This window comes from Paractinoplanes atraurantiacus (assembly GCF_900215205.1).
In the GTDB taxonomy this organism is placed as follows: Bacteria; Actinomycetota; Actinomycetes; order Mycobacteriales; family Micromonosporaceae; genus Actinoplanes; species Actinoplanes atraurantiacus.
In genome coordinates, this window is record NZ_OBDY01000001.1 from 1202476 (window position 1) to 1220541 (window position 18066).

Sequence of the window (18066 nt, forward strand, 5' to 3'; positions counted from 1 at the left end):
CGGCTCAAAAACTCACGCATTCAGGAGCGAAGACAACCGTGGCCGTAAAGATCCGGCTTCTGCGGATGGGCAAGATCCGCAACCCGCAGTACCGCATCGTCGTCGCCGACTCGCGCACCAAGCGCGACGGCCGTGCCATCGAGTACGTGGGCATCTACCAGCCGAAGGAACACCCCTCGGTGATCCAGGTCAAGTCCGAGCGGGTGCAGTACTGGCTCTCGGTCGGCGCGCAGCCGAGCGAGGCCGTGCAGCGCATCCTGGAGAAGACCGGCGACTGGCAGCAGTTCAAGGGTCTGCCGGCCCCGCCGCCGCTGCTGGTGGCCGAGGCCAAGCAGAGCCGCGCCGAGGTGTACGAGGCCGAGGCCAAGGCCGCCGCCGGCGTTGCCGAGACGCCCGCCAAGACCCCCAAGAAGTCGGACAAGGTCGCCGCCGCTCCGGAGGCCGCCGAGGCCAAGCCGGCGCAGACCAAGGCCGCCAAGCCCGACGAGCCCAACCGTGAGGCCGTCGCCGAGACCGCAGAGGACCCGGCCGGTGCCGGCGCCGACGCGAGCTGACGGGGCGCTCCGGCCGGCGCTGGAGCACCTCGTCAAGGGCATCGTCGACAACCCGGACGACGTCCGGGTCCGACTGGTCGACTCGCGCCGCGGCAAGCGGCTCGAGGTTCGCGTGCACCCCGAGGACCTGGGAACGGTCATCGGGCGTGGCGGGCGTACGGCCAAGGCCCTGCGGCAGGTCATCGGGTCGATCGGTGGGCGCGGCATCCGCGTGGACATCGTCGACGCGTACTGATCGATGCTTCTCGTCGTCGGCCAAATCGGTAAGCCGCACGGGATCCGGGGCGAGGTCTCGGTGGTCGTGCGGACCGATGAACCAGAAGTTCGTTTCGTCCCCGGGTCGGTGTTCGTCACGGAGGTCCCCAAGGACCGCCGTGTCAGCACCGGCCCGGCGGCCGTTCCCGCCGGTGCTGTCTTCCAAGTGCCCAAGCAACTCGTGCTCGAGCAGATCCGCTGGCATCAAGGCCGCGGTATCGCCGTGTTCGAGAACATCTACGACCGCAACATCGCCGAGGCCCTGCGTGGCGTGTGGCTCCAGGTCGACAGCGATTCCTTGGCGCCGCCCGAGGACCCGGACGAGTTTCACGACCACCAGCTGGTCGGTCTGCGCGTCGAGTCCGCTTCCGGGGAGCTCTACGGCACGGTCGAGCGCATCGAGCACGCGCCCTCGTCCGACCTCATCGTTCTCTCGAAGGTGGCCGGCGGCACGGCGCTGATCCCTTTCGTGAGCGCGATCGTGCCCACGGTCGATCTCGCCGGCGGGCGCATCGTCGTCGACCTGCCCGAGGGTCTGCTGGACCTTTGATGCGCGTCGACATCATCTCGATCTTCCCGGACTACTTCGCGCCGCTCGACCTGTCGCTGGTCGGCAAGGCGCAGTCGACCGGGCTGCTGTCCGTGGACGTGCACGATCTGCGTAAATGGACCAGCGACGTGCACCGGACGGTGGACGACACGCCGTACGGCGGCGGGCCGGGCATGGTCATGCGGCCCGAGCCCTGGGGGCAGGCCCTCGACGCGATCGGGCCCGGCACGCTCGTGGTGCCGTCGCCGGTAGGAAAGCCGTTCACGCAGGCCGACGCGTACTCGCTCGCGCAGCTCGATCACTTGATCTTCGCCTGTGGGCGCTATGAGGGCATCGATCAGCGGGTGATCGACGACGCGGCTGCCCGGATGCCGGTGCTCGAGATCTCGCTCGGTGACTACGTGCTCTTCGGTGGCGAGGTCGCGGTCATCGTGATCATGGAGGCCGTCACCCGGTTGCTTCCTGGAGTGCTCGGGAACGCCTCGTCGCTGGATGAGGAGTCGCACTCCGCCGGTCTGCTCGAGGCGCCCGTCTACACGAAGCCAGCCTCGTGGCGAGACCGGGATGTTCCCGACATTTTGCGCTCGGGCGATCACGGCCGGATCGCGCGGTGGCGCCGTACGCAAAGCCTGTTGCGGACCGCTTCCCGCCGCCCGGACATGATGGCGTCCTACCCGCCGGATTTGTTGGACAAGTCGGATAAAGCGGCTTTGGCCGAGGGTGGATTTCAGATCACGCCTCCCTCTGTGGCAAAGTAGTGAGGTTGCCGATTTCACTCCGCGCCGTGGAGTGGGATCGAGGGTCCCTTGGAGTGGTGAGGGGCCAGGATCACCCGCCGCGCACCGAACTCCCGGTGCGCCTTTGAGTACGAGGATGCAGCGATGAACACGCTGGACGCTCTCGACGCCCAGTCGCAGCGCACCGACATTCCGAACTTCCGCGCCGGCGACACCCTCAAGGTGTACGCGCGAGTCGTCGAAGGTAACCGTTCCCGCGTCCAGATCTTCCAGGGCGTCGTGATCGCCCGGCAGGGCGCCGGCCTCCGGGAGACCTTCAAGGTCCGGAAGATCAGCTTCGGCGTCGGTGTCGAGCGGAGCTACCCGATCAACAGCCCGGCGATCGACAAGATCGAGGTCGTGAGCCGCGGTGACGTCCGCCGCGCCAAGCTCTACTACCTGCGTGAGCTCCGCGGCAAGAAGGCCAAGATCAAGGAGCTTCGCGAGAAGCAGACCGTCTGATCTTGATCGATCCTGTGCTACCGCCCGTAAGTTTCCCTAGGGAGATACTCGGGCGGTAGTGCTGTATCCGGGGCGTTTTCGGTCGGCGGCGGGAGATGCGAAGCGTGGAACCGATGGAGGGCTACCGGCCGTCCGAGCGACGGCGGCGGTCCATGATCCGGCGCAAGGAGATGCCGCTCTGGCAGGAGCTGCCGCTCCTGCTGATCGTGGCCTTCTGCCTCGCCGTGCTGATCCGCACCTTCCTGGTGCAGGCGTTCTACATCCCCAGCGGGTCGATGCAGAGCACCCTGGAGATCAAGGACCGGGTGCTGGTCAACAAGGTCGTCTACGACATGCGTGACCCGGTCCGCGGCGAGATCGTGGTCTTCCGCGGCACCGACAACTGGGCGCCCGAGGTGACCGAAGAGGTCAGCAACTCGTTCGTCGCCAAGCTGGGCCGCACGGTCGGCGACCTCGTCGGGGTGAGCCGCCCGGGTGAGCGCGACTTCATCAAGCGGGTGATCGGGCTGCCCGGCGACAAGGTGGCCTGCTGTGACGCCAAGGGCCGGATCACGGTCAACGGCGTGGGCATCGACGAGTCGTACATCGCCGAGGGTTTCAACTCCGACCTCAACCAGCCGCCCAACCCGAACCAGTGCACGAGCCGGCGCTTCACCGAGGTCACCGTCCCAGCCGGTGAGATGTTCGTCATGGGCGACCATCGCGAGGTCTCGCAGGACGCCCGATGTCAGGGTCCCGTCCCGATCGACAACGTGATCGGCCGGGCATTCGTCATCGTCTGGCCGAGCAGCCGGTTCACCAGCCTCTCAGTGCCCGACGTGTGGAAGACGTACGCCGAGAACCATCCGACCGCGGCCGGCCTTCCGGAGCGGAAACACAGCCCTTCGACGGAACTTTTCGCACTTCCTTTTCTCTTAAGTGGGGCGTTATCCGCGCGTTCCGGACTGCCGTTCTCGATTCGGCGTCGTAGGCTCCCATCGTGATTGACGAGCAGACGGAGCCGAAGCGCAAAAGTTCCTTTTGGCGCGAACTTCCGATTCTCCTGGGTGTGGCGATCCTGGTCGCCGTGCTGGTCCGCGCCTTCGTGCTGCAGACGTTCTACATTCCGTCGCCCTCGATGGAGCACACGCTCAACGTGCTCGACCGGGTGCTCGTCAACAAGCTCGTCTACGACTTCCGTGAGCCCAAGCGCGGCGAGATCATCGTCTTCGAGGCGCCCCGGGAGTGGCAGTCGGGCGCCGAGGGCGAAGACTTCATCAAGCGCATCATCGGCACCCCCGGCGACCACGTGCAGTACACGGGCACCGGCAAGCTGATCGTCAACGGTGTGCCGCTCGACGAGCCGTACATCTACAAGGACTCCGACGGCACCCAGGACCCGCCCGCGAGCACGAACTTCGACATCGTCGTGCCCGAGGGGCGCCTGTGGGTGATGGGTGACCACCGGGCCGCCTCCGGCGACTCCCTGGAGCACTACCAGGACAGCGACCACAACATCACCGAGGCCACGATCACCGAGGACTCGGTGGTCGGCCGCGCCTTCACGGTCTTCTGGCCGGTCAGCCGCGCCACCTGGCTCTCGGTGCCGGACGGCTTCGACGCCATCCCCGATGCGAAGTAACACCCGGTCGGAAGATCCACGCTGGGCGCAATAGGCTTGTTCCCGTGACCGTCATCAACCGACGCGCCGGTCGGGTGCTCCTCGTCGATCAGGCCGGGCGCACCCTGCTGCTGCACGGCGGCGACCCGGCCCGTCCCGGCCATCGCTGGTGGTTCACCCCCGGCGGCGGCCTGGCCGACGGCGAGACGGTGGCCGAGGCCGCTGTCCGCGAGCTCTTCGAGGAGATAGGGCTCAAGGCCGGCGTCGATGATCTTGGCGAGCCGATCTGGCGCCAGGTGGCCGAGTTCAGCTACGACGGCCGCGACTACCGGCAGCAGCAGGACTTCTTCCTGCTGCGGGTCACCGAGATCCAGATCGACATGGCCGGCATGGACGACGACGAGCAGGAGACCATCACCGAGCACCGGTGGTGGTCGGCCGAGGAGATCGAGGCCAGCTCCGAGCTGATCTACCCGGTCGAGCTGCCCGAGCTGCTGCGGGGCCTGTGATGCTGTCTCCTCCCCGCACGGTGGTGCGCCGCGAGGGCGGCCTCTACGCGCTGGAGCGCGCGCTCCAGCGCCGCGGCTTCGGCACCGTGGCCGGCGCCGACGAGGCCGGCCGGGGCGCCTGCGCGGGCCCGCTGGTGGCCGCCGCCGCCATCCTGCCCGAGGGCAAGCGCGGCGAGATCGACGAGCTGGCCGACTCCAAGCTGCTGACGGCGGCCGCCCGCGAGCGCGTCTACGACCAGGTCGTGGCCCGGGCCCTGGCCTGGTCCGTGGTGATCATCCCGCCCACCGAGGTCGACGCCCGCGGCCTGCACGTCTGCAACCTGGCGGCGATGCGCCGTGCGCTCGCGTCGCTGGCCACCCCGCCGGAGTACGTGCTGACCGACGGCTTCCCGGTCGACGGCCTCGGCGTGCCCGGCCTGGCGGTGTGGAAAGGCGACCGGGTCGCCGCGTGCGTGGCCGCGGCCAGCGTGCTGGCCAAGGTCACCCGGGACAGGCTGATGGTCGAACTGCACGACCAGTTCCCGGCGTACGGGTTCGCCGTGCACAAGGGCTACATCACCGACGAGCACACGGCCGCGCTGCGCGAGCACGGGCCGTGCGCCGAGCACCGATTCTCGTACGTGAACGTGGCCGCGGCCTCCGGTCGCGGCAACCGGCCGCCGAGGGCCCGCCGACCCGCCCCGGCCGAGGTCGCGCCGGTACTGTTTGATGCAACCGAGGCCGTTGGGGGTACCGTCGGCGTGGCGTCGGGCGACCAGCCTCAGCCGTCGCCTTGTGTGGGGGAAGATGAGGCCATGGAGGGCGAAAAGCGATGAGCGCAGAGGATCTCGAGAAGTACGAGACCGAGATGGAGCTGCAGCTCTACCGGGAGTACCGCGATATCGTCCGCCAGTTCTCCTACGTGGTGGAGACCGAGCGCCGTTTCTACCTGGCCAACCAGGTCGATCTGCACGTGCGCAACTCGGACGGCGAGGTGTATTTCGAGGTCGAGATGCACGACGCCTGGGTGTGGGACATGTATCGACCGGCTCGGTTCGTCAAGAACGTCCGCGTGATGACCTTCAAGGACGTCAACGTGGAAGAGCTGGAGAAGCCGGACATCTCACTGCCGGACGACGCCGGCTTCGGCAACTAGAGGGTTATCCACAGCCCCTTTTTTCGACCTTGGGGACACGGCAGGGTTTCGGTCATGCCCTTCCTCGGTCTCCTGCTCGCGGTCCTGTCCTTCGGCTGGCCCCTGTCGGCGCCCACAGTGGTGCGCCGGTTCGATCCGCCCGCGCAGCCGTGGCTGACCGGGCATCGCGGGGTCGACCTCGCGGGCCAGCCGGGCACGCCGGTCTCGTCGGCCGGTCCGGGGACGGTGGTCTTCGCCGGTGAGCTGGCCGGGCGCGGCGTCGTGAGCATCGCCCACGCCGGCGGTCTGCGGACCACGTACGAGCCGGTGACCGCCTCGGTGGCCCGGGGTGACGTGGTGGCGGGCGGGGCGGTGATCGGCGCTCTGCAAGCCGGTCATCCGGGCCTGCACTGGGGCCTGCGGCGGGGCGAGCTCTACCTCGATCCGCTGGCGCTGCTCGGCCTCGGCCGGGTCCGGCTACTGCCGCTTTGACTCGTGCAGCAGCTGCGGCAGCCGCTCGGCCAGCCGGTCGTACTCCTCGGCCCGGTTGTAGACCTGCGCGCTCAGCCGGAGCAGGCCGCGCCCGCCCCAGGCGTTCACCTGGGTCTCGGCGGCCAGCTTCTCGGCGATCAGTGTGCGCAGCGCGTAGGCCTCGGGCGCGGTGGTGGCCAGGCCCGACGGCAGGGGCACGATCCGCATCGCGACCTCCGGGTGGCCCGGGTGGGGGAGATCGGTCACGCCCAGAGCCTCACCCAAGACCCTTTGGCCGTACGCGGCCAGGGCCGCATTGTGCGCGCGGACGGCCTCCCAGCCGAGCGTGCGGAGCGTGAAAAGGCCGGCCGGCGCGGCCAGCCAGGGCGTGTAATCGATCGTGCCTTGATATTCGACGGCGAGCGGATATCCCTGCTCCTGCTCCCACGAGACGACCAAGGGCTCCATCCGCCGCCGCCACGGCGGGGCGACGGAGAGCAGCGCGGTGCCGCGCGGGGCGAAAGCCCACTTGTGCAGGTTGCCGACCCAGAAATCGGCGCCGATCGCGGCCACGTCGACCGGGATGTGCCCCGGCACGTGCGCGGCGTCGACCAGCACCGGGATGTCGTGCTCGTGGGCGGCGGCGACGATCTCCCGCACCGGAAGGCAGGCGGCGGTGGCCGAGGCGATCTGGTCGACGATGAGCAGCTTGGTCTTCCCCGGCCGCAGCGCGGCCCGCACGCGCGAGACGACCTCGGCGCTGCTCGCGCCCAGCGGCAGGGCGACGGTCCGGGCGGTCGCCCCGGCCCGGCGGCACTGGCGGCGGGCGGCGAAAAAGACGGAGCCGTAGCCGTGATCGGTGAGCAGCACCTCGTCGGCCGACTCGAGCCGCACAGAGTTCAGGACGAGCGAGACGCCGGTGGTGGTGTTGGCGACGAGGGCGCTGCCGTCGGGGTCGGCGCCGAGGAAGGAGGCGAGATGGCGTCGGGTATGGACGACACGGTCCATCAGCCCTTCGCCGGCGTAAAAGGCCATCGGGTTGGCGTCGACCTCGTCGCGCAGCCGCTGCTGGGCGCGCTGCACGCCGACGGGTACGGCGCCGAAGGAGCCGTGGTTGAGATAGGACACGCCCGGATCGAGCGAGAAGAGAAGACGGGCGCCGGGGAGGGCTGCGGGCGGTTCTCCGGCGCTCACCCCCTGATCGTACGGGGTCACGCCCGGGGGTGCGCCTGTTTGAAGGCGGCCCGGAGCCGCTCGGTCGACACGTGCGTGTAGATCTGGGTACTCGAAAGTGAGGAATGCCCGAGCAGCTCCTGCACGGCCCGAAGGTCCGCCCCGCCGTCCAGCAGGTGTGTGGCCGCCGAGTGCCGCAGATCATGCGGGCTGGTGTGCGGCAGCCCGGCTTCCCGCGCCGCCGCGTCCACGATCCGCCGCACCACGGTCTGCTGCAGCCGCCCACCCTTGACCCCAAGAAACAGCGCGTCCCCGCCCGCCTTCCCGCCGCCCGCCTTCGCGCGCCCTTTCCCCTCGCCACTCCTTCCCTCGCCACTCCTTCCCTCGCCGTCCCTTTCCTCGCCGGCCAGCTGGGGGCGGCTGTGCCGCAAGTAGTCGTCGAGGGCCTTTTGGGCCGGTAGGCCATAAGGGACGGCCCGTTCCTTGGCGCCCTTGCCGAAGACGCGCACGAGCCGGCGCGACTCGTCGAGGTCGGCGCGGTCGAGGCCGCAGAGCTCGCTGACCCGTACGCCAGTCGCATAAAGCAGTTCCAGCACGGCCCGGTCCCGCAGGGCGATGGCGTCCGGACCATCGTTCGGCGCCTCGTCCCGCCGCCGTCCCGCCTCGTCGATCATCTCGGCTTCGGTCTGGGGGCGCTCCGCCCTGGCTCCTTCGATCAGCGCGGTGGCCTGGTCGGCGCGCAGGACGGTGGGGAGGGTGCGGTGGGCGCGCGGGCTGGTGAGATGGGCGCCCGGGTCGGTGCCGATCCGCTCGGTGCGGAACGCCCACGCGGTGAAGACCCGCGCCGCGGTCGCCCGCCGGGCCTGGGAGGTGCGGGCCGCCCCGTCGCGCATCCGGGCCGCCAGCCATCCCCGCAGGAGGCCGAGGTCGAGATCGCCGAGCGAGGTCACGTCGTGGCGTACAGCGTGGTCCAGCAGCGAGATCACGTCACCGAGATAGGCCCGTACGGTGTGGGCCGACCGGTTGTCGACCCGCGCCAGATGATGCCCGAAGTCGTCGACGGCCTGCCGCATCGCCTCCGGCAGCCGCTCGTGCATGTCCCGCGTATCCATCGTGTCGACCGTCATCGCTCGACCCGGTCCCCGTCAAGCGGCCACGCTGGTCGATCGGCACTACACTGCCGATCACCATGGCACGCTTCCGTTGCTTCCTGGCCCTTGCCCTGCTGGCCACACTTTCCGGTTGTTCCCTCCTGGGCTCGGGCGCGCCCACACCGACCGGGTCGCCGGCGCCGACCCCGTCGGCCGTCGCCGGTTTGGGCAGCGCCGTCAAAGAGGTCACCGAGGCGACCTTCCAGTCCCCGTCGAAGAACATCGTGTGCGCGCTGACCACCAGCTCGGTCCGCTGCGACATCCTCGACAAGAACTGGTCCCCGCCACCGCAGCCCGAGGACTGCCGGCAGGCCTGGGGCAACGGCATGTTCCTCGAGGAGGGAAAGGCCGGCTTCACCTGCGCCGGCGACACGCTGGCCGGCTCCGCCACACAAACCTTGGAGTACGGCGAGGCCCTGCGCGCCGGCTCCATCCGCTGCGACAGCACGGCCCGCGCACTGACCTGCGAGGACACCGGGTCGAGCCACGGTTTCGCCTTGGCCCGAGCCGACTACGACCTTTTCTGACGGGTCCCGTCTCCTGTAGCGCCTTCTGACGCGGCCCCTTGTCCGTGGGCATCTTCTGGCGCGGCCCCTTGTCCGCGGGCGCCTTGCGGCGCGGCCCATTCGTATGGGCGTCTTCCGACGCGGCCTTCTCCCGTGGGCGTCTTCTGACGCGGCCTTCTCCCGTGGGCGTCTTCTGACGCGGCCTTCTCCCGCGGGCGTGTTCTGGCGCCGTCTCTTTCCTGCGGGCGTCTTCTTGCGCCGTCCCTTTCCCCGGGCGTCGTGGCGGGGCGGTCAGGGGCGGGTGAGCTGGACGCGGTCGGCCGGGTGGACGGTCTCGGTGCCGTCGGTGGCGGTGACCACCAGGACGGGGACGCCCTCGCCGAGGCGGTATTTGCGGCGCTCGGCGTCGGTGGGCATGCGGGCGCCGGCTCGCTCGCCGCGGGCCAGGGTGATCAGCTCGGTCGGCTCCGGCACGCGGACGAACGTGCCGCGCGGCCGGTCGACGGTGACGAGCCCTTCCGTCCGCAGCTGGCCGATCGCCTGGCGGACCGTGGTGCGACTGATCCCGTACTCCTGCGCCAGCCGCAGCTCGCTGGGCAGCGGCTCACCGGGCCCCAGCTCCCCGGACTCGATCTGATTGCGGAGCAGGTCAGCCAACTGGCGAAACACCGCACGGTCCGCAGAAGGATCGATCATGTTCACAGTTTACGTGATCACGTCGCTCCGTCATATTGTACGTACGACGAGGCGTTAGTACGATGAACGTGCCGCGCTTGAGAAGGCCGAGCTTGATCGCGCGGCAGGGCGGGCGACAGTCCACCGAGCGCCTCAGCGCCGTCGGCCCCGGCCGTCGCCCGTTCAATCACGCTCCGCCCCACAGCCCGATCAACAGCCCCGCCGCCCCTCACCGCAACCGCGACGATCTCCACCGCGTTCCGGATGCACTTGCAGGCTGAACGCCACTCGTCCGAGCACGCCGCGCGCGTCAAGGCCCCCCGCCCCCCGCCCCCCGCCCCCCGCCCCCCGCCGCCCGCGGCCTCGCTGCTCCACCCCGCCGGCGCCGTGTGCCGGCGCTGTCCGTCGAGACCATCCCGCCGTGCCCGTCCTGCTGACGCAGTCCTGTCTGCCGCAGCGCCGTGCCGACCCTTGGGTGGTGAATCGCACCCAGCGCCGTGCTGACGTTGGGTGTCGTAGCGCGCCCAGCGTCGTGCTGACGTTGGGTGGCGCAGCGTCCTGTCGACGCCGGCTGCCGGGGTCGTCCTGTGGGGTCGGTATTGCGGGGACCGGGCATGGCTCGGACCACCGGCCGTGAGTGCCGGGAGGACACGGGCCGGTGGTCCGAGCTTTGTGGCGGTGGGCCGGTCGCCTTTCGCCCACCGCTGTTCTTGGCGGGCGCCGGTCGGGGATCAGCGGCTGGCGCCCACCGTCGGTGGCCTCCCGGCGCCGCCAGACGCTGGGAAGCACTGTGGTCATTCATCTGGCGCTCGGGTGGCCCGAGCTCCGGTGGCTGAGGTCAGGGGGATCGGCCGCCGTCAGGCCGGCTGGGGTGACGGCGGCCGCCCCCGTTGGGTGTGCGGTTCAGGGCGGGGCCGGGTGTGAAGGGTTGCGCTCGAGGGGGTTGCCGCCCGGCGGATAGGGGGCCTCCGAGGTGGAGGGCTGTGCCCGCCGGGCGGCATATGTGGCAGGGATACCGGGGTTCGGCCTGATGACCTCCTCTGCTGTGTCGGATCGGTGCCTGGTGGGGACGGGAAAGCTCGCGGATGGAGGGGATCGCGGGAGGGCGGGGCGGGGAACGGCAACGGTGGGGCGGGTACCAGGCTGTCGACGCAGGGGGCGGGTAAACCGCAGGTGCATCGCCGCCAGAAGGAGCGCCATGTGCGTCGATGTGTGGGTGACACGGGCACCGGCGGGTGGCTCTGGCGTCGCCTAGTCATGATGACAGCTTAGATGACTCATGACTAGCTGTCTCCTATCAACTTTATGACTGACTAATAGTCTCACGCCTACGGTCGATCATGTGGCAGCGAAACCGATCCGGCTCATGGGGGCGCACGAGATCCGCATCCGACTGGGTGGGGTCAGCCGGCAGCGTGCGTACCAGATCACCAGCCGCGCCGACTTTCCCAAGCCGGTCGCCGATCTTGCTCAGGGCAAGGTGTGGATGACCGACGATGTCGAGGCGTGGATGAAGGTGCATCGCCGGGACCTGGACGACTCCGAAGACTGACCCGCCGGCGCGGGCAGCCGACCCCCGCCGCGCGATTCCGGGCGACCGGGCCGAAAGGCTCGTCGCCCCTCAGTCGTGCCGGTCGGACGGCGCCGGCTCGTCCTGGTGCGGTGACGCGGGTGATGCGCGGGAGCGGGTCAGCGCGACGCCGGCCGTTCCGCGGCGTTCGACCATGCCGGCCACCTCCAGTAGGGACAGTCGGCGCAGAACGGTTCTCAAGTCCAGGCCGGCCTTGGCGGCCAGTTCCTCGGGGGAGGCCGTTCCCCTTCGCGGGACCGCCTCCAGCACCAGGGCCGACTCCTCGTCGAGGGCGTCGCGTGCGTGTGTGGGGCCGCGCGGCGGATCGACCAGATATTCGCCGACCCGGCCGACCGCCTCCAGGACGTGGTCCACGCCCGTGACCAGGATCGCCTCCGGGCGCTCGCGCAGCAGCTCGTGGCAGCCCACCGAGACCGCCGACGTCACCGGGCCCGGCACCACCATCGCCGTCCGGTTCAGGGCCAGCACCCGGCTCAGCGTCTGCGACGCCCCGCTGCGGGCCGCCGCCTCCACCATCACCGTGCCGACCGTCGCCGCCGCGATCACCCGGTTGCGGATCAGGAAGCGATGCCGCAGCGGCTCGGCGCCCGGTGGCCATTCGCTGATCAGCAGGCCGCTCTCCGCGATCTGCTCGAACATCGCCGAGTTCCCCGCCGGATAGGGCCGGTCGAGCCCGCACGCCAGCACCGCGACCGTCCGCCCGCCGGCCGCCATCGCCGCCCGGTGCGCGGCCGCGTCGATGCCGAACGCGCCGCCCGACACCACCGTCCAGCCCTGCTCGGCCAGTCCGTACGAGATCTCGCCGGTGACGTGCGTGCCATAGGCCGTCGCCGCTCGCGCCCCGACCACCGCCACCGACCGTTCGAGCGTCTCGCCCAACGGCCACGCCCCACGCACCCATAGGCACAGCGGCGGGCGAACGTCCCGCAGAATCCGACCGTTGCCCTCCAGCGACAGCGTGGCCAGCGAATCGACCCGGCGCGGCCATTCCTCGTCCGACGGCACCACGATCCGCGCGCCGAGCTGGTCTGCCCGCCCGACCGTCAGCTCCCGGAGCCGCTCGGGTTCGAGGTCGGCTTCATACGCCCGTACGGCCGCTTGAATCGCCTTGCTTTCCACTTCGCCGCGCACCAGGCGGTCGAGGGCTTCCGACGCGCCGCACTCCTCCACCAGCGACCACACCATCCGGTTGCCCGGCTCGGCCAGCCAGGTCAAGGCCACCCGGGCGGCCCGCTCCCCGTCCTCAGCCATGGGACTCGCCCATCCGCAGCTGGATCGCCTCGGAGACCTCGTCGCGGGCGGGCCGGTCCCGCCCGTCCAGGTCGGCGATCGTCCAGGCCAGCCGCAGCACCCGATCGAAGCCGCGTGCCGACAGCATTCCCCGGTCGAGAGCCTTCTGGAGTTCCGCGGTGTCGTGGGCCGGCAGCCGCCAGGGCGCCTGCCGCAGTTCAGGGCCCGGAATTTCGGCGTTGACCCGATCCCAGCGCGCCGCCGCCGCGGCGCGGGCCTTGGCCACCCGTTCGGACACCTCGGCCGACGTCGGCGCGGGAGCCGTCGCCGTCATCAGCTGCGCCGCCGTCAACGGATGCAGGGTCAGCCGGATGTCGACGCGGTCGAGCAGAGGCCCCGAGAGGCGCGCCAGATAGCGCCGGCGCGCCAGGGGTGTGCAGGTGCAGTTCTGGTCGCCGGCCGGGCTCGCGCAAGGACACGGGTTGGCCGCCATGACCAGCTGCACCCGAGCGGGATATTGGATCGTCCCCTTCGCCCGGCCCAGGACCACATGGCCGGTCTCCAGCGGCTGGCGCAGGGCCTGCAGCGTGGAGTTTCTGATCTCCGCCGCCTCGTCGAGGAAGAGCACCCCGCGGTGGGCCAGCGACAACGCGCCCGGGCGGGGGATGCCGCTGCCGCCGCCGATCAGGGCCGCCGTGCTGGCCGTGTGGTGCGGCGCCTGAAACGGTGGCAGGCGGATCAGGCCCGCGTCCGGCGGGAGCCGCCCGGCGATCGAGTGCAGCGCCGTCACTTCGAGCGCCGCCTCGTCGCCGAGCTCGGGCAGGATCGACGGGAGGCGCTCAGCCAACATCGTCTTGCCGGCGCCCGGCGGTCCGAACAACGACAGATGGTGCCCGCCGGCGGCCGCGACCTCCAATCCGTAGCGTCCCAGCGCCTGCCCGGCGATGTCGCAGAGATCGGGGCCGGCCGGGGGAGAAGACGGCGCGGGCGGTGGCGGCTCGAGCAACTCCTCGCCGTCGCGGACGAAGGCGACCAACCGGCGCAGGCTGTCGACGGCGCGCACCGTCACCCCGGGCACGACGGTCGCCTCGCGGGCGTTGTCCAGCGGCACGACCACGCTGTGGATGCCGGCGCCGGCCGCCGCGGCCACCATCGGCAGCACGCCGCGCACCGGGCGCACGGCGCCGTCGAGACCGAGCTCGCCGAGGATCACCACACCTTCGAGCGAGCTGGACGGCAGCTCGCCGGCGCCGGAGAGCAACGCCGCGGCGATGGCCAGGTCGAAGGCGCTGCCGTGTTTCGGTACGGCGGCCGGGAGCAGGTTGACCGTGATCCGGCGGTTCGGCCACTGCTGGCCCGAGTTGACCACCGCGGCTCGCACCCGGTCGCGGGCCTCGTGCAATGCCGTGTCCGGCAGTCCGGTCAGCACCACCGCCGGTAGCCCGGGGGACAGGTCGGCCTCCACCTCGACCAGATGGCCGGTCATGCCGACCAGGCCGACGCAGAGCACGCGCGCGTAGCTCATCAGAACGCCCCGCGCGTGTGGTTGATCAGAGTGGCGCCCTTCTTCTGCGGCATCACCTCGACCACGTCGAAGCGCACGTCGCGGTAGCGCAGGCCGCTCTCGTCGAGCCAGCGACGGGCGAGCTGCCGCAGCTTGCGGACCTTGCGTGGGGTGATGGCCTCGGCGGGCGGGCCGTAGCTGTCGCCCAGCCGGGTCTTGACCTCGCAGATGACGAGGTCTTCGCCGTCGCGCAGGATCAGGTCGAGCTCGCCGTCGGCGCAGCGCCAGTTCTGGTCGAGGATCACGAGGCCCTCATCGCGGAAATGCTCGGCGGCGACCCGCTCGCCGTACGCGCCCACCGCCCGTCTTTGCGTCGTCATGGCCGTCACCGTGCCCGGATCGGAGGCCGCGTGCGACCGGCCCTGTGGACGGAGCGCGATTGTGGAAAACCTCAGAGTCACCGGATCGGTGTGTTATGGGCCCACGTGTGGCATCGGCGACCGTGGTCACCTAAGTTGCGACATCGTGGAAGGACACCGCTACGCCGACGACTCCGAGCCGAGCTGGTACTCGGGCGGTCAGTACTCCCGGAGCACCAGCCCCGAAGTCTCCGGCTCCCATCAGATCGGCAACCCGTACGACTCGGGCATTCACGAACGGCCGAGCGGCGCGTTCCGCCTGCCCGAACAGCGGCCCGATTCCACCGGCAGTCATGCCCGGCCGGCCGAGACGGACGTGCGGGTGCCGGTCCGGGGTCCGGAATATCCGACGATCAAGCCGCCCGCGACGACGGAGGAGAAGGTGGCGGAGCCCACCACCCTGGTGCCTCCCATCACGCCGCGAACCCCCGTCTACCAGTCCAAGCGTCCCGCGACGTCCTTCCTCGTCGCGATCGTCATGATCGTCCTGTTGATCCCCGTCGTGCGCCTTCTGTTCGACGTCACCTTCACCGGCGACCCGTCGGCCGGCGCCATCGTCCCGGCGGTGCTGCTCACGCTGGGCTTCGCGCTCACCGGCATCGGGCTCTTCGCGGTGGCCCGGGGCGGTTCGATCACGCGCGAGGCCTGGGTGCGCCCTCCGGTGGCGTACCTCCCGGTGGGTTTGATCCTGCTCATCGCGGCCGGGCTGGCGACGGGATAGGAGGCCGCTCGAAGCTTGGCGTATGCTGGTTGCCGGCGACCGCCTAGCGCGGCCGACCTCGCGCGCCCTCCGCCGGGTTCTCAACCTCCGGCGGCGACGGCCCTCCCTGGTCTCGATCATCTCGGGTCCGACTGTGGCCGGCGACCGGGCGCCAGGGCGCTCACCGCCGGTGAGCGCGCCAACCAGGGACGACAGGGAGCAACCCACCATGGCCGTCGTGACCATGCGCCAGCTGCTGGAGAGCGGTGTCCACTTCGGGCACCAGACCCGCCGCTGGAACCCGAAGATGAAGCGCTTCATCTTCACCGAGCGCAACGGTATCTACATCATCGACCTGCGCCAGACCCTCGACTACATCGAGAAGGCCTACGCGTACGTGCGTGACACCGTCGCCGAGGGTGGCCACATCCTCTTCGTCGGCACCAAGAAGCAGGCGCAGGAGGCCATCGCCGAGCAGGCGACGCGGGTCGGCCAGCCGTACGTGAACCACCGCTGGCTGGGCGGCATGCTCACCAACTTCCAGACGGTGTACAAGCGCCTGCAGCGGATGAAGGAGCTCGAGGCCCTGGGTGACCTGAGCGGTACCGCCGCCGGGTACACCAAGAAGGAGACCCTGCAGCTCTTCCGCGAGAAGACCAAGCTCACCAAGACCCTCGGCGGTCTGCGTGACATGACCAAGACGCCGTCGGCGATCTGGGTCGTGGACACCAAGAAGGAGCACATCGCCGTCGACGAGGCCCGCAAGCTGGGCATCCCGGTCATCGCGGTGCTGGACACCAACTGTGACCCGGACGAGGTCGACTTCCCGATCCCGGGCAACGACGACGCGATCCGCTCGGCCGAGCTGCTGACCAAGGTCATCGCCGCCGCCGTGGCCGACGGCCTCATCGCCCGCTCCGGCCGTGGCCGTGGTGGCGCCGACGAGAAGCCCGAGCCGGGCACCGTCGCCGCCGGCGAGCCGCTGCCCGAGTGGGAGCGCGACCTGTACGAGGGCGCCGAGAAGAAGGCCGCCGAGGCCCCCGCCGAGGCTCCGGCCGCGGCTCCCGCCGCTGAGGCCGAGCCCGTGCCGGCCGCCGCGACGCCCGCCGAGTAAGTCAGCCAAACCCGAACTGACATCGAGAGAGAGTCATGGCTAACTACAGCGCCGCGGACGTGAAGAAGCTCCGCGATCTGACCGCTGCCGGCATGATGGACTGCAAGAAGGCCCTCGACGAGGCGGACGGCGACTTCGACAAGGCCGTCGAGTTCCTGCGCATCAAGGGTGCGAAGGACGTCGGCAAGCGGGCCGGCCGCACCGCGGCCAACGGCATCGTGGCCCACTCGGGCAGCGCGCTGCTCGAGCTCAACTGCGAGACCGACTTCGTCGCCAAGACCCCCGACTTCGTCGCGCTGGGTCAGCGGCTGGTCGAGTTCGGCGCGCAGAACAAGCTCGCCGACGCCGCGGCCCTCTCGGCCGCCGTGCTCGAGGACGGCAAGTCGGTCGCCGACACCATCCAGGAGTACTCGGCCAAGATCGGCGAGAAGATCGTCCTGAACCGCTTCGTGATCGTCGACGGCACCGTCGCGGTCTACCTGCACCGCAAGGCGCAGGACCTCCCGCCGCAGGTCGGCGTCCTGGTGGCCTACTCGGGCAAGGACGACGAGGCGGCCGACGCGGACGCCCGTGGCATCGGCATGCAGATCGCCGCCATGCGCCCGCGCTTCCTCACCCGCGAGGAGGTGCCGGCCGAGGTCGTCGAGTCCGAGCGCCGCATCGCCGAGGAGACCGCCAAGGAGGAGGGCAAGCCCGAGAAGGCCCTGCCCAAGATCGTCGAGGGCCGGGTGAACTCCTTCTTCAAGGACTACGTCCTGCTCGAGCAGTCGTCGGTCGTCGACAACAAGAAGACGGTCAAGCAGATCGCGGAGGAGGCCGGGCTGAACATCACCCGGTTCGTCCGGTTCGAGGTCGGCCAGGAGTAATCCCGGCTACCGAGCTTGAGGCTAGGGAGGCCGGGGACGCGATTCTGCGCCCGGCCTCCTCCTCACATAAGGTCTCAGCTGAGTACTAAGAGAAGGCGGGTCTCGATGGTGACCGACAAGCCCAAGCGCGTCGTGCTGAAGCTCTCCGGCGAGGTGTTCGGTGGTGGCGCGGTCGGCGTCGACCCCGACGTCGTGCAGGGCATCGCCGGCCAGATCGCCACCGTCATCCGCCGGGGCATCCAGGTCGCCGTCGTGGTCGGCGGCGGCAACTTCTTCCGCGGCGCCGAGCTGCAGAAGCGCGGCATGGACCGCAACCGGGCCGACTACATGGGCATGCTCGGCACCGTGATGAACGCGCTCGCCCTGCAGGACTTCCTGGAGAAGGAAGGCATCGAGACGCGGGTGCAGACCGCGATCACGATGGCCCAGGTCGCCGAGCCGTACATCCCTTTGCGCGCCATCCGCCACCTCGAGAAGGGCCGCGCGGTCATCTTCGGCGCCGGCGCCGGCATGCCGTACTTCTCCACCGACACCGTCACCGCCCAGCGCGCCCTCGAGATCCACGCGGACATCGTGCTGATGAGCAAGAACGGTGTGGACGGCGTCTACACGGCCGATCCGCGCATCGATCCCACCGCGCAGAAGCTCGACAGCGCCACCTATCAGGAGATCCTGCAGCGCGGGCTGCGGGTCGCCGACCAGGCCGCGTTCAGCCTCTGCGAGGAGAACAAGCTGCCGATGCTGGTGTTCGGCGCGGAGGGCGACGACACCATCGTGCGCGCCGTCAGCGGCGACAAGATCGGCACCCTGATCACCGCCTAGACCCCTCGATATCCCCGTACCACC

Annotated in this window: 23 protein-coding genes; 17 read left to right on the forward strand and 6 right to left on the reverse strand. The window is 70.1% G+C overall.

From position 1 onward, the window contains the following. The first annotated feature begins 38 nt into the window (after window positions 1–38). The 11 genes from rpsP (at window position 39) to CRP55_RS05805 (ending at window position 6312) form a co-directional block, all read left to right on the forward strand. Window positions 39–554, forward strand: coding sequence for a 30S ribosomal protein S16 (gene rpsP, locus CRP55_RS05755; protein WP_097318450.1), 516 nt, complete (start codon window positions 39–41; stop codon window positions 552–554). Beyond that, complete coding sequence (locus CRP55_RS05760; RefSeq protein ID WP_014447131.1) at window positions 532–789, forward strand: RNA-binding protein; 258 nt, start codon at window positions 532–534, stop codon at window positions 787–789. Before rpsP ends, CRP55_RS05760 begins: the two co-directional genes overlap by 23 nt. Window positions 790–792: 3 nt before the next feature. Beyond that, on the forward strand, window positions 793–1359 hold the full coding sequence (rimM, locus tag CRP55_RS05765; protein ID WP_097318452.1) for a ribosome maturation factor RimM: 567 nt from the start codon (window positions 793–795) through the stop codon (window positions 1357–1359). Then, on the forward strand, window positions 1359–2117 hold the full coding sequence (gene trmD / locus CRP55_RS05770; protein ID WP_097318454.1) for a tRNA (guanosine(37)-N1)-methyltransferase TrmD: 759 nt from the start codon (window positions 1359–1361) through the stop codon (window positions 2115–2117). The genes rimM and trmD overlap by 1 nt, the downstream gene beginning before the upstream one ends. A 123-nt stretch (window positions 2118–2240) precedes the next feature. Continuing rightward, window positions 2241–2597: a 50S ribosomal protein L19 gene (gene rplS / locus CRP55_RS05775; RefSeq protein ID WP_097318456.1), complete on the forward strand. Its 357-nt coding sequence runs from the start codon at window positions 2241–2243 to the stop codon at window positions 2595–2597. 95 nt (window positions 2598–2692) lie between these two features. Further along, the gene (lepB, locus tag CRP55_RS05780) at window positions 2693–3580 is read left to right on the forward strand and encodes a signal peptidase I (RefSeq protein ID WP_097318458.1); all 888 of its coding nucleotides are present in this window, start codon (window positions 2693–2695) and stop codon (window positions 3578–3580) included. Beyond that, entirely contained in the window at window positions 3577–4218 is a 642-nt protein-coding gene (lepB, locus tag CRP55_RS05785; RefSeq protein WP_097318460.1) for a signal peptidase I, read from the forward strand. The genes lepB (CRP55_RS05780) and lepB (CRP55_RS05785) overlap by 4 nt, the downstream gene beginning before the upstream one ends. Window positions 4219–4262: 44 nt before the next feature. Continuing rightward, entirely contained in the window at window positions 4263–4706 is a 444-nt protein-coding gene (locus tag CRP55_RS05790) for an NUDIX hydrolase (protein ID WP_097318461.1), read from the forward strand. After that, window positions 4706–5521: a ribonuclease HII gene (locus CRP55_RS05795; protein WP_097318463.1), complete on the forward strand. Its 816-nt coding sequence runs from the start codon at window positions 4706–4708 to the stop codon at window positions 5519–5521. Before CRP55_RS05790 ends, CRP55_RS05795 begins: the two co-directional genes overlap by 1 nt. Then, window positions 5518–5841: a DUF2469 domain-containing protein gene (locus CRP55_RS05800; protein ID WP_097318465.1), complete on the forward strand. Its 324-nt coding sequence runs from the start codon at window positions 5518–5520 to the stop codon at window positions 5839–5841. The genes CRP55_RS05795 and CRP55_RS05800 overlap by 4 nt, the downstream gene beginning before the upstream one ends. A gap of 6 nt (window positions 5842–5847) precedes the next feature. Further along, window positions 5848–6312 (forward strand): murein hydrolase activator EnvC family protein, encoded by a 465-nt coding sequence (locus tag CRP55_RS05805; protein WP_438865767.1) that lies wholly within the window; start codon window positions 5848–5850, stop codon window positions 6310–6312. On the opposite strand, the gene CRP55_RS05810 is transcribed toward CRP55_RS05805, so the two are convergent. Next, entirely contained in the window at window positions 6298–7485 is a 1188-nt protein-coding gene (locus tag CRP55_RS05810) for an aminotransferase class V-fold PLP-dependent enzyme (protein ID WP_097318769.1), read from the reverse strand. The two genes, CRP55_RS05805 and CRP55_RS05810, sit on opposite strands and share 15 nt — an antisense overlap. Window positions 7486–7502: 17 nt before the next feature. Then, window positions 7503–8576 carry a tyrosine recombinase XerC gene (locus CRP55_RS05815; RefSeq protein ID WP_097318770.1) on the reverse strand — a complete coding sequence of 358 codons (1074 nt, stop codon included), beginning with the start codon at window positions 8574–8576 and terminating at the stop codon, window positions 7503–7505. Window positions 8577–8653: 77 nt separating this feature from the next. On the opposite strand from CRP55_RS05815, the gene CRP55_RS05820 reads away from it, so the two are divergent. Beyond that, window positions 8654–9142, forward strand: a complete 489-nt coding sequence (locus CRP55_RS05820; protein ID WP_097318470.1) for a DUF6636 domain-containing protein — start codon at window positions 8654–8656, stop codon at window positions 9140–9142. A 270-nt stretch (window positions 9143–9412) separates the two neighbouring features. Here CRP55_RS05820 and CRP55_RS05825 read toward each other — a convergent pair whose 3' ends face one another. After that, complete coding sequence (locus CRP55_RS05825; RefSeq protein ID WP_097318771.1) at window positions 9413–9817, reverse strand: winged helix-turn-helix domain-containing protein; 405 nt, start codon at window positions 9815–9817, stop codon at window positions 9413–9415. 1345 nt (window positions 9818–11162) lie between these two features. Between CRP55_RS05825 and CRP55_RS05830 the strand changes: the two genes are divergently transcribed. Continuing rightward, window positions 11163–11348: a DNA-binding protein gene (locus tag CRP55_RS05830; RefSeq protein ID WP_097318473.1), complete on the forward strand. Its 186-nt coding sequence runs from the start codon at window positions 11163–11165 to the stop codon at window positions 11346–11348. Between the two features lie 69 nt (window positions 11349–11417). Here CRP55_RS05830 and dprA read toward each other — a convergent pair whose 3' ends face one another. The 3 genes from dprA to CRP55_RS05845 are packed head-to-tail and all read right to left on the reverse strand — an operon-like array spanning window position 11418 to window position 14501. Beyond that, window positions 11418–12638 (reverse strand): DNA-processing protein DprA, encoded by a 1221-nt coding sequence (gene dprA / locus CRP55_RS05835; RefSeq protein WP_097318475.1) that lies wholly within the window; start codon window positions 12636–12638, stop codon window positions 11418–11420. Next, window positions 12631–14142 (reverse strand): YifB family Mg chelatase-like AAA ATPase, encoded by a 1512-nt coding sequence (locus tag CRP55_RS05840; protein WP_097318477.1) that lies wholly within the window; start codon window positions 14140–14142, stop codon window positions 12631–12633. The genes dprA and CRP55_RS05840 overlap by 8 nt, the downstream gene beginning before the upstream one ends. Beyond that, entirely contained in the window at window positions 14142–14501 is a 360-nt protein-coding gene (locus CRP55_RS05845; protein ID WP_097318480.1) for a YraN family protein, read from the reverse strand. Before CRP55_RS05845 ends, CRP55_RS05840 begins: the two co-directional genes overlap by 1 nt. Before the next feature lie 145 nt (window positions 14502–14646). Between CRP55_RS05845 and CRP55_RS05850 the strand changes: the two genes are divergently transcribed. The 4 genes from CRP55_RS05850 (at window position 14647) to pyrH (ending at window position 18042) form a co-directional block, all read left to right on the forward strand. Continuing rightward, window positions 14647–15261: a hypothetical protein gene (locus CRP55_RS05850; protein WP_097318482.1), complete on the forward strand. Its 615-nt coding sequence runs from the start codon at window positions 14647–14649 to the stop codon at window positions 15259–15261. A gap of 208 nt (window positions 15262–15469) precedes the next feature. Next, on the forward strand, window positions 15470–16354 hold the full coding sequence (rpsB, locus tag CRP55_RS05855; RefSeq protein WP_097318484.1) for a 30S ribosomal protein S2: 885 nt from the start codon (window positions 15470–15472) through the stop codon (window positions 16352–16354). A gap of 35 nt (window positions 16355–16389) precedes the next feature. Then, window positions 16390–17220 (forward strand): translation elongation factor Ts, encoded by an 831-nt coding sequence (gene tsf / locus CRP55_RS05860; protein ID WP_097318487.1) that lies wholly within the window; start codon window positions 16390–16392, stop codon window positions 17218–17220. 105 nt (window positions 17221–17325) lie between these two features. After that, complete coding sequence (gene pyrH / locus CRP55_RS05865) at window positions 17326–18042, forward strand: UMP kinase (RefSeq protein ID WP_097318489.1); 717 nt, start codon at window positions 17326–17328, stop codon at window positions 18040–18042. Window positions 18043–18066: the final 24 nt, after the last annotated feature.

Bases quoted from the DNA above. Each gene is read 5' to 3' on its own strand.
- CRP55_RS05795 (WP_097318463.1), top strand. From the start codon at position 4,706: ATGCTGTCTCCTCCCCGCACGGTGGTGCGCCGCGAGGGCGGCCTCTAC.
- trmD (WP_097318454.1), top strand. From the start codon at position 1,359: ATGCGCGTCGACATCATCTCGATCTTCCCGGACTACTTCGCGCCGCTC.
- CRP55_RS05825 (WP_097318771.1), bottom strand. From the start codon at position 9,817: ATGATCGATCCTTCTGCGGACCGTGCGGTGTTTCGCCAGTTGGCTGAC.
- CRP55_RS05830 (WP_097318473.1), top strand. From the start codon at position 11,163: ATGGGGGCGCACGAGATCCGCATCCGACTGGGTGGGGTCAGCCGGCAG.
- CRP55_RS05820 (WP_097318470.1), top strand. From the start codon at position 8,654: ATGGCACGCTTCCGTTGCTTCCTGGCCCTTGCCCTGCTGGCCACACTT.
- pyrH (WP_097318489.1), top strand. From the start codon at position 17,326: ATGGTGACCGACAAGCCCAAGCGCGTCGTGCTGAAGCTCTCCGGCGAG.
- lepB (WP_097318458.1), top strand. From the start codon at position 2,693: ATGCGAAGCGTGGAACCGATGGAGGGCTACCGGCCGTCCGAGCGACGG.
- CRP55_RS05845 (WP_097318480.1), bottom strand. From the start codon at position 14,501: ATGACGACGCAAAGACGGGCGGTGGGCGCGTACGGCGAGCGGGTCGCC.
- rimM (WP_097318452.1), top strand. From the start codon at position 793: ATGCTTCTCGTCGTCGGCCAAATCGGTAAGCCGCACGGGATCCGGGGC.
- CRP55_RS05840 (WP_097318477.1), bottom strand. From the start codon at position 14,142: ATGAGCTACGCGCGCGTGCTCTGCGTCGGCCTGGTCGGCATGACCGGC.
- rplS (WP_097318456.1), top strand. From the start codon at position 2,241: ATGAACACGCTGGACGCTCTCGACGCCCAGTCGCAGCGCACCGACATT.
- tsf (WP_097318487.1), top strand. From the start codon at position 16,390: ATGGCTAACTACAGCGCCGCGGACGTGAAGAAGCTCCGCGATCTGACC.
- CRP55_RS05800 (WP_097318465.1), top strand. From the start codon at position 5,518: ATGAGCGCAGAGGATCTCGAGAAGTACGAGACCGAGATGGAGCTGCAG.
- dprA (WP_097318475.1), bottom strand. From the start codon at position 12,638: ATGGCTGAGGACGGGGAGCGGGCCGCCCGGGTGGCCTTGACCTGGCTG.
- rpsB (WP_097318484.1), top strand. From the start codon at position 15,470: ATGGCCGTCGTGACCATGCGCCAGCTGCTGGAGAGCGGTGTCCACTTC.
- CRP55_RS05815 (WP_097318770.1), bottom strand. From the start codon at position 8,576: ATGGATACGCGGGACATGCACGAGCGGCTGCCGGAGGCGATGCGGCAG.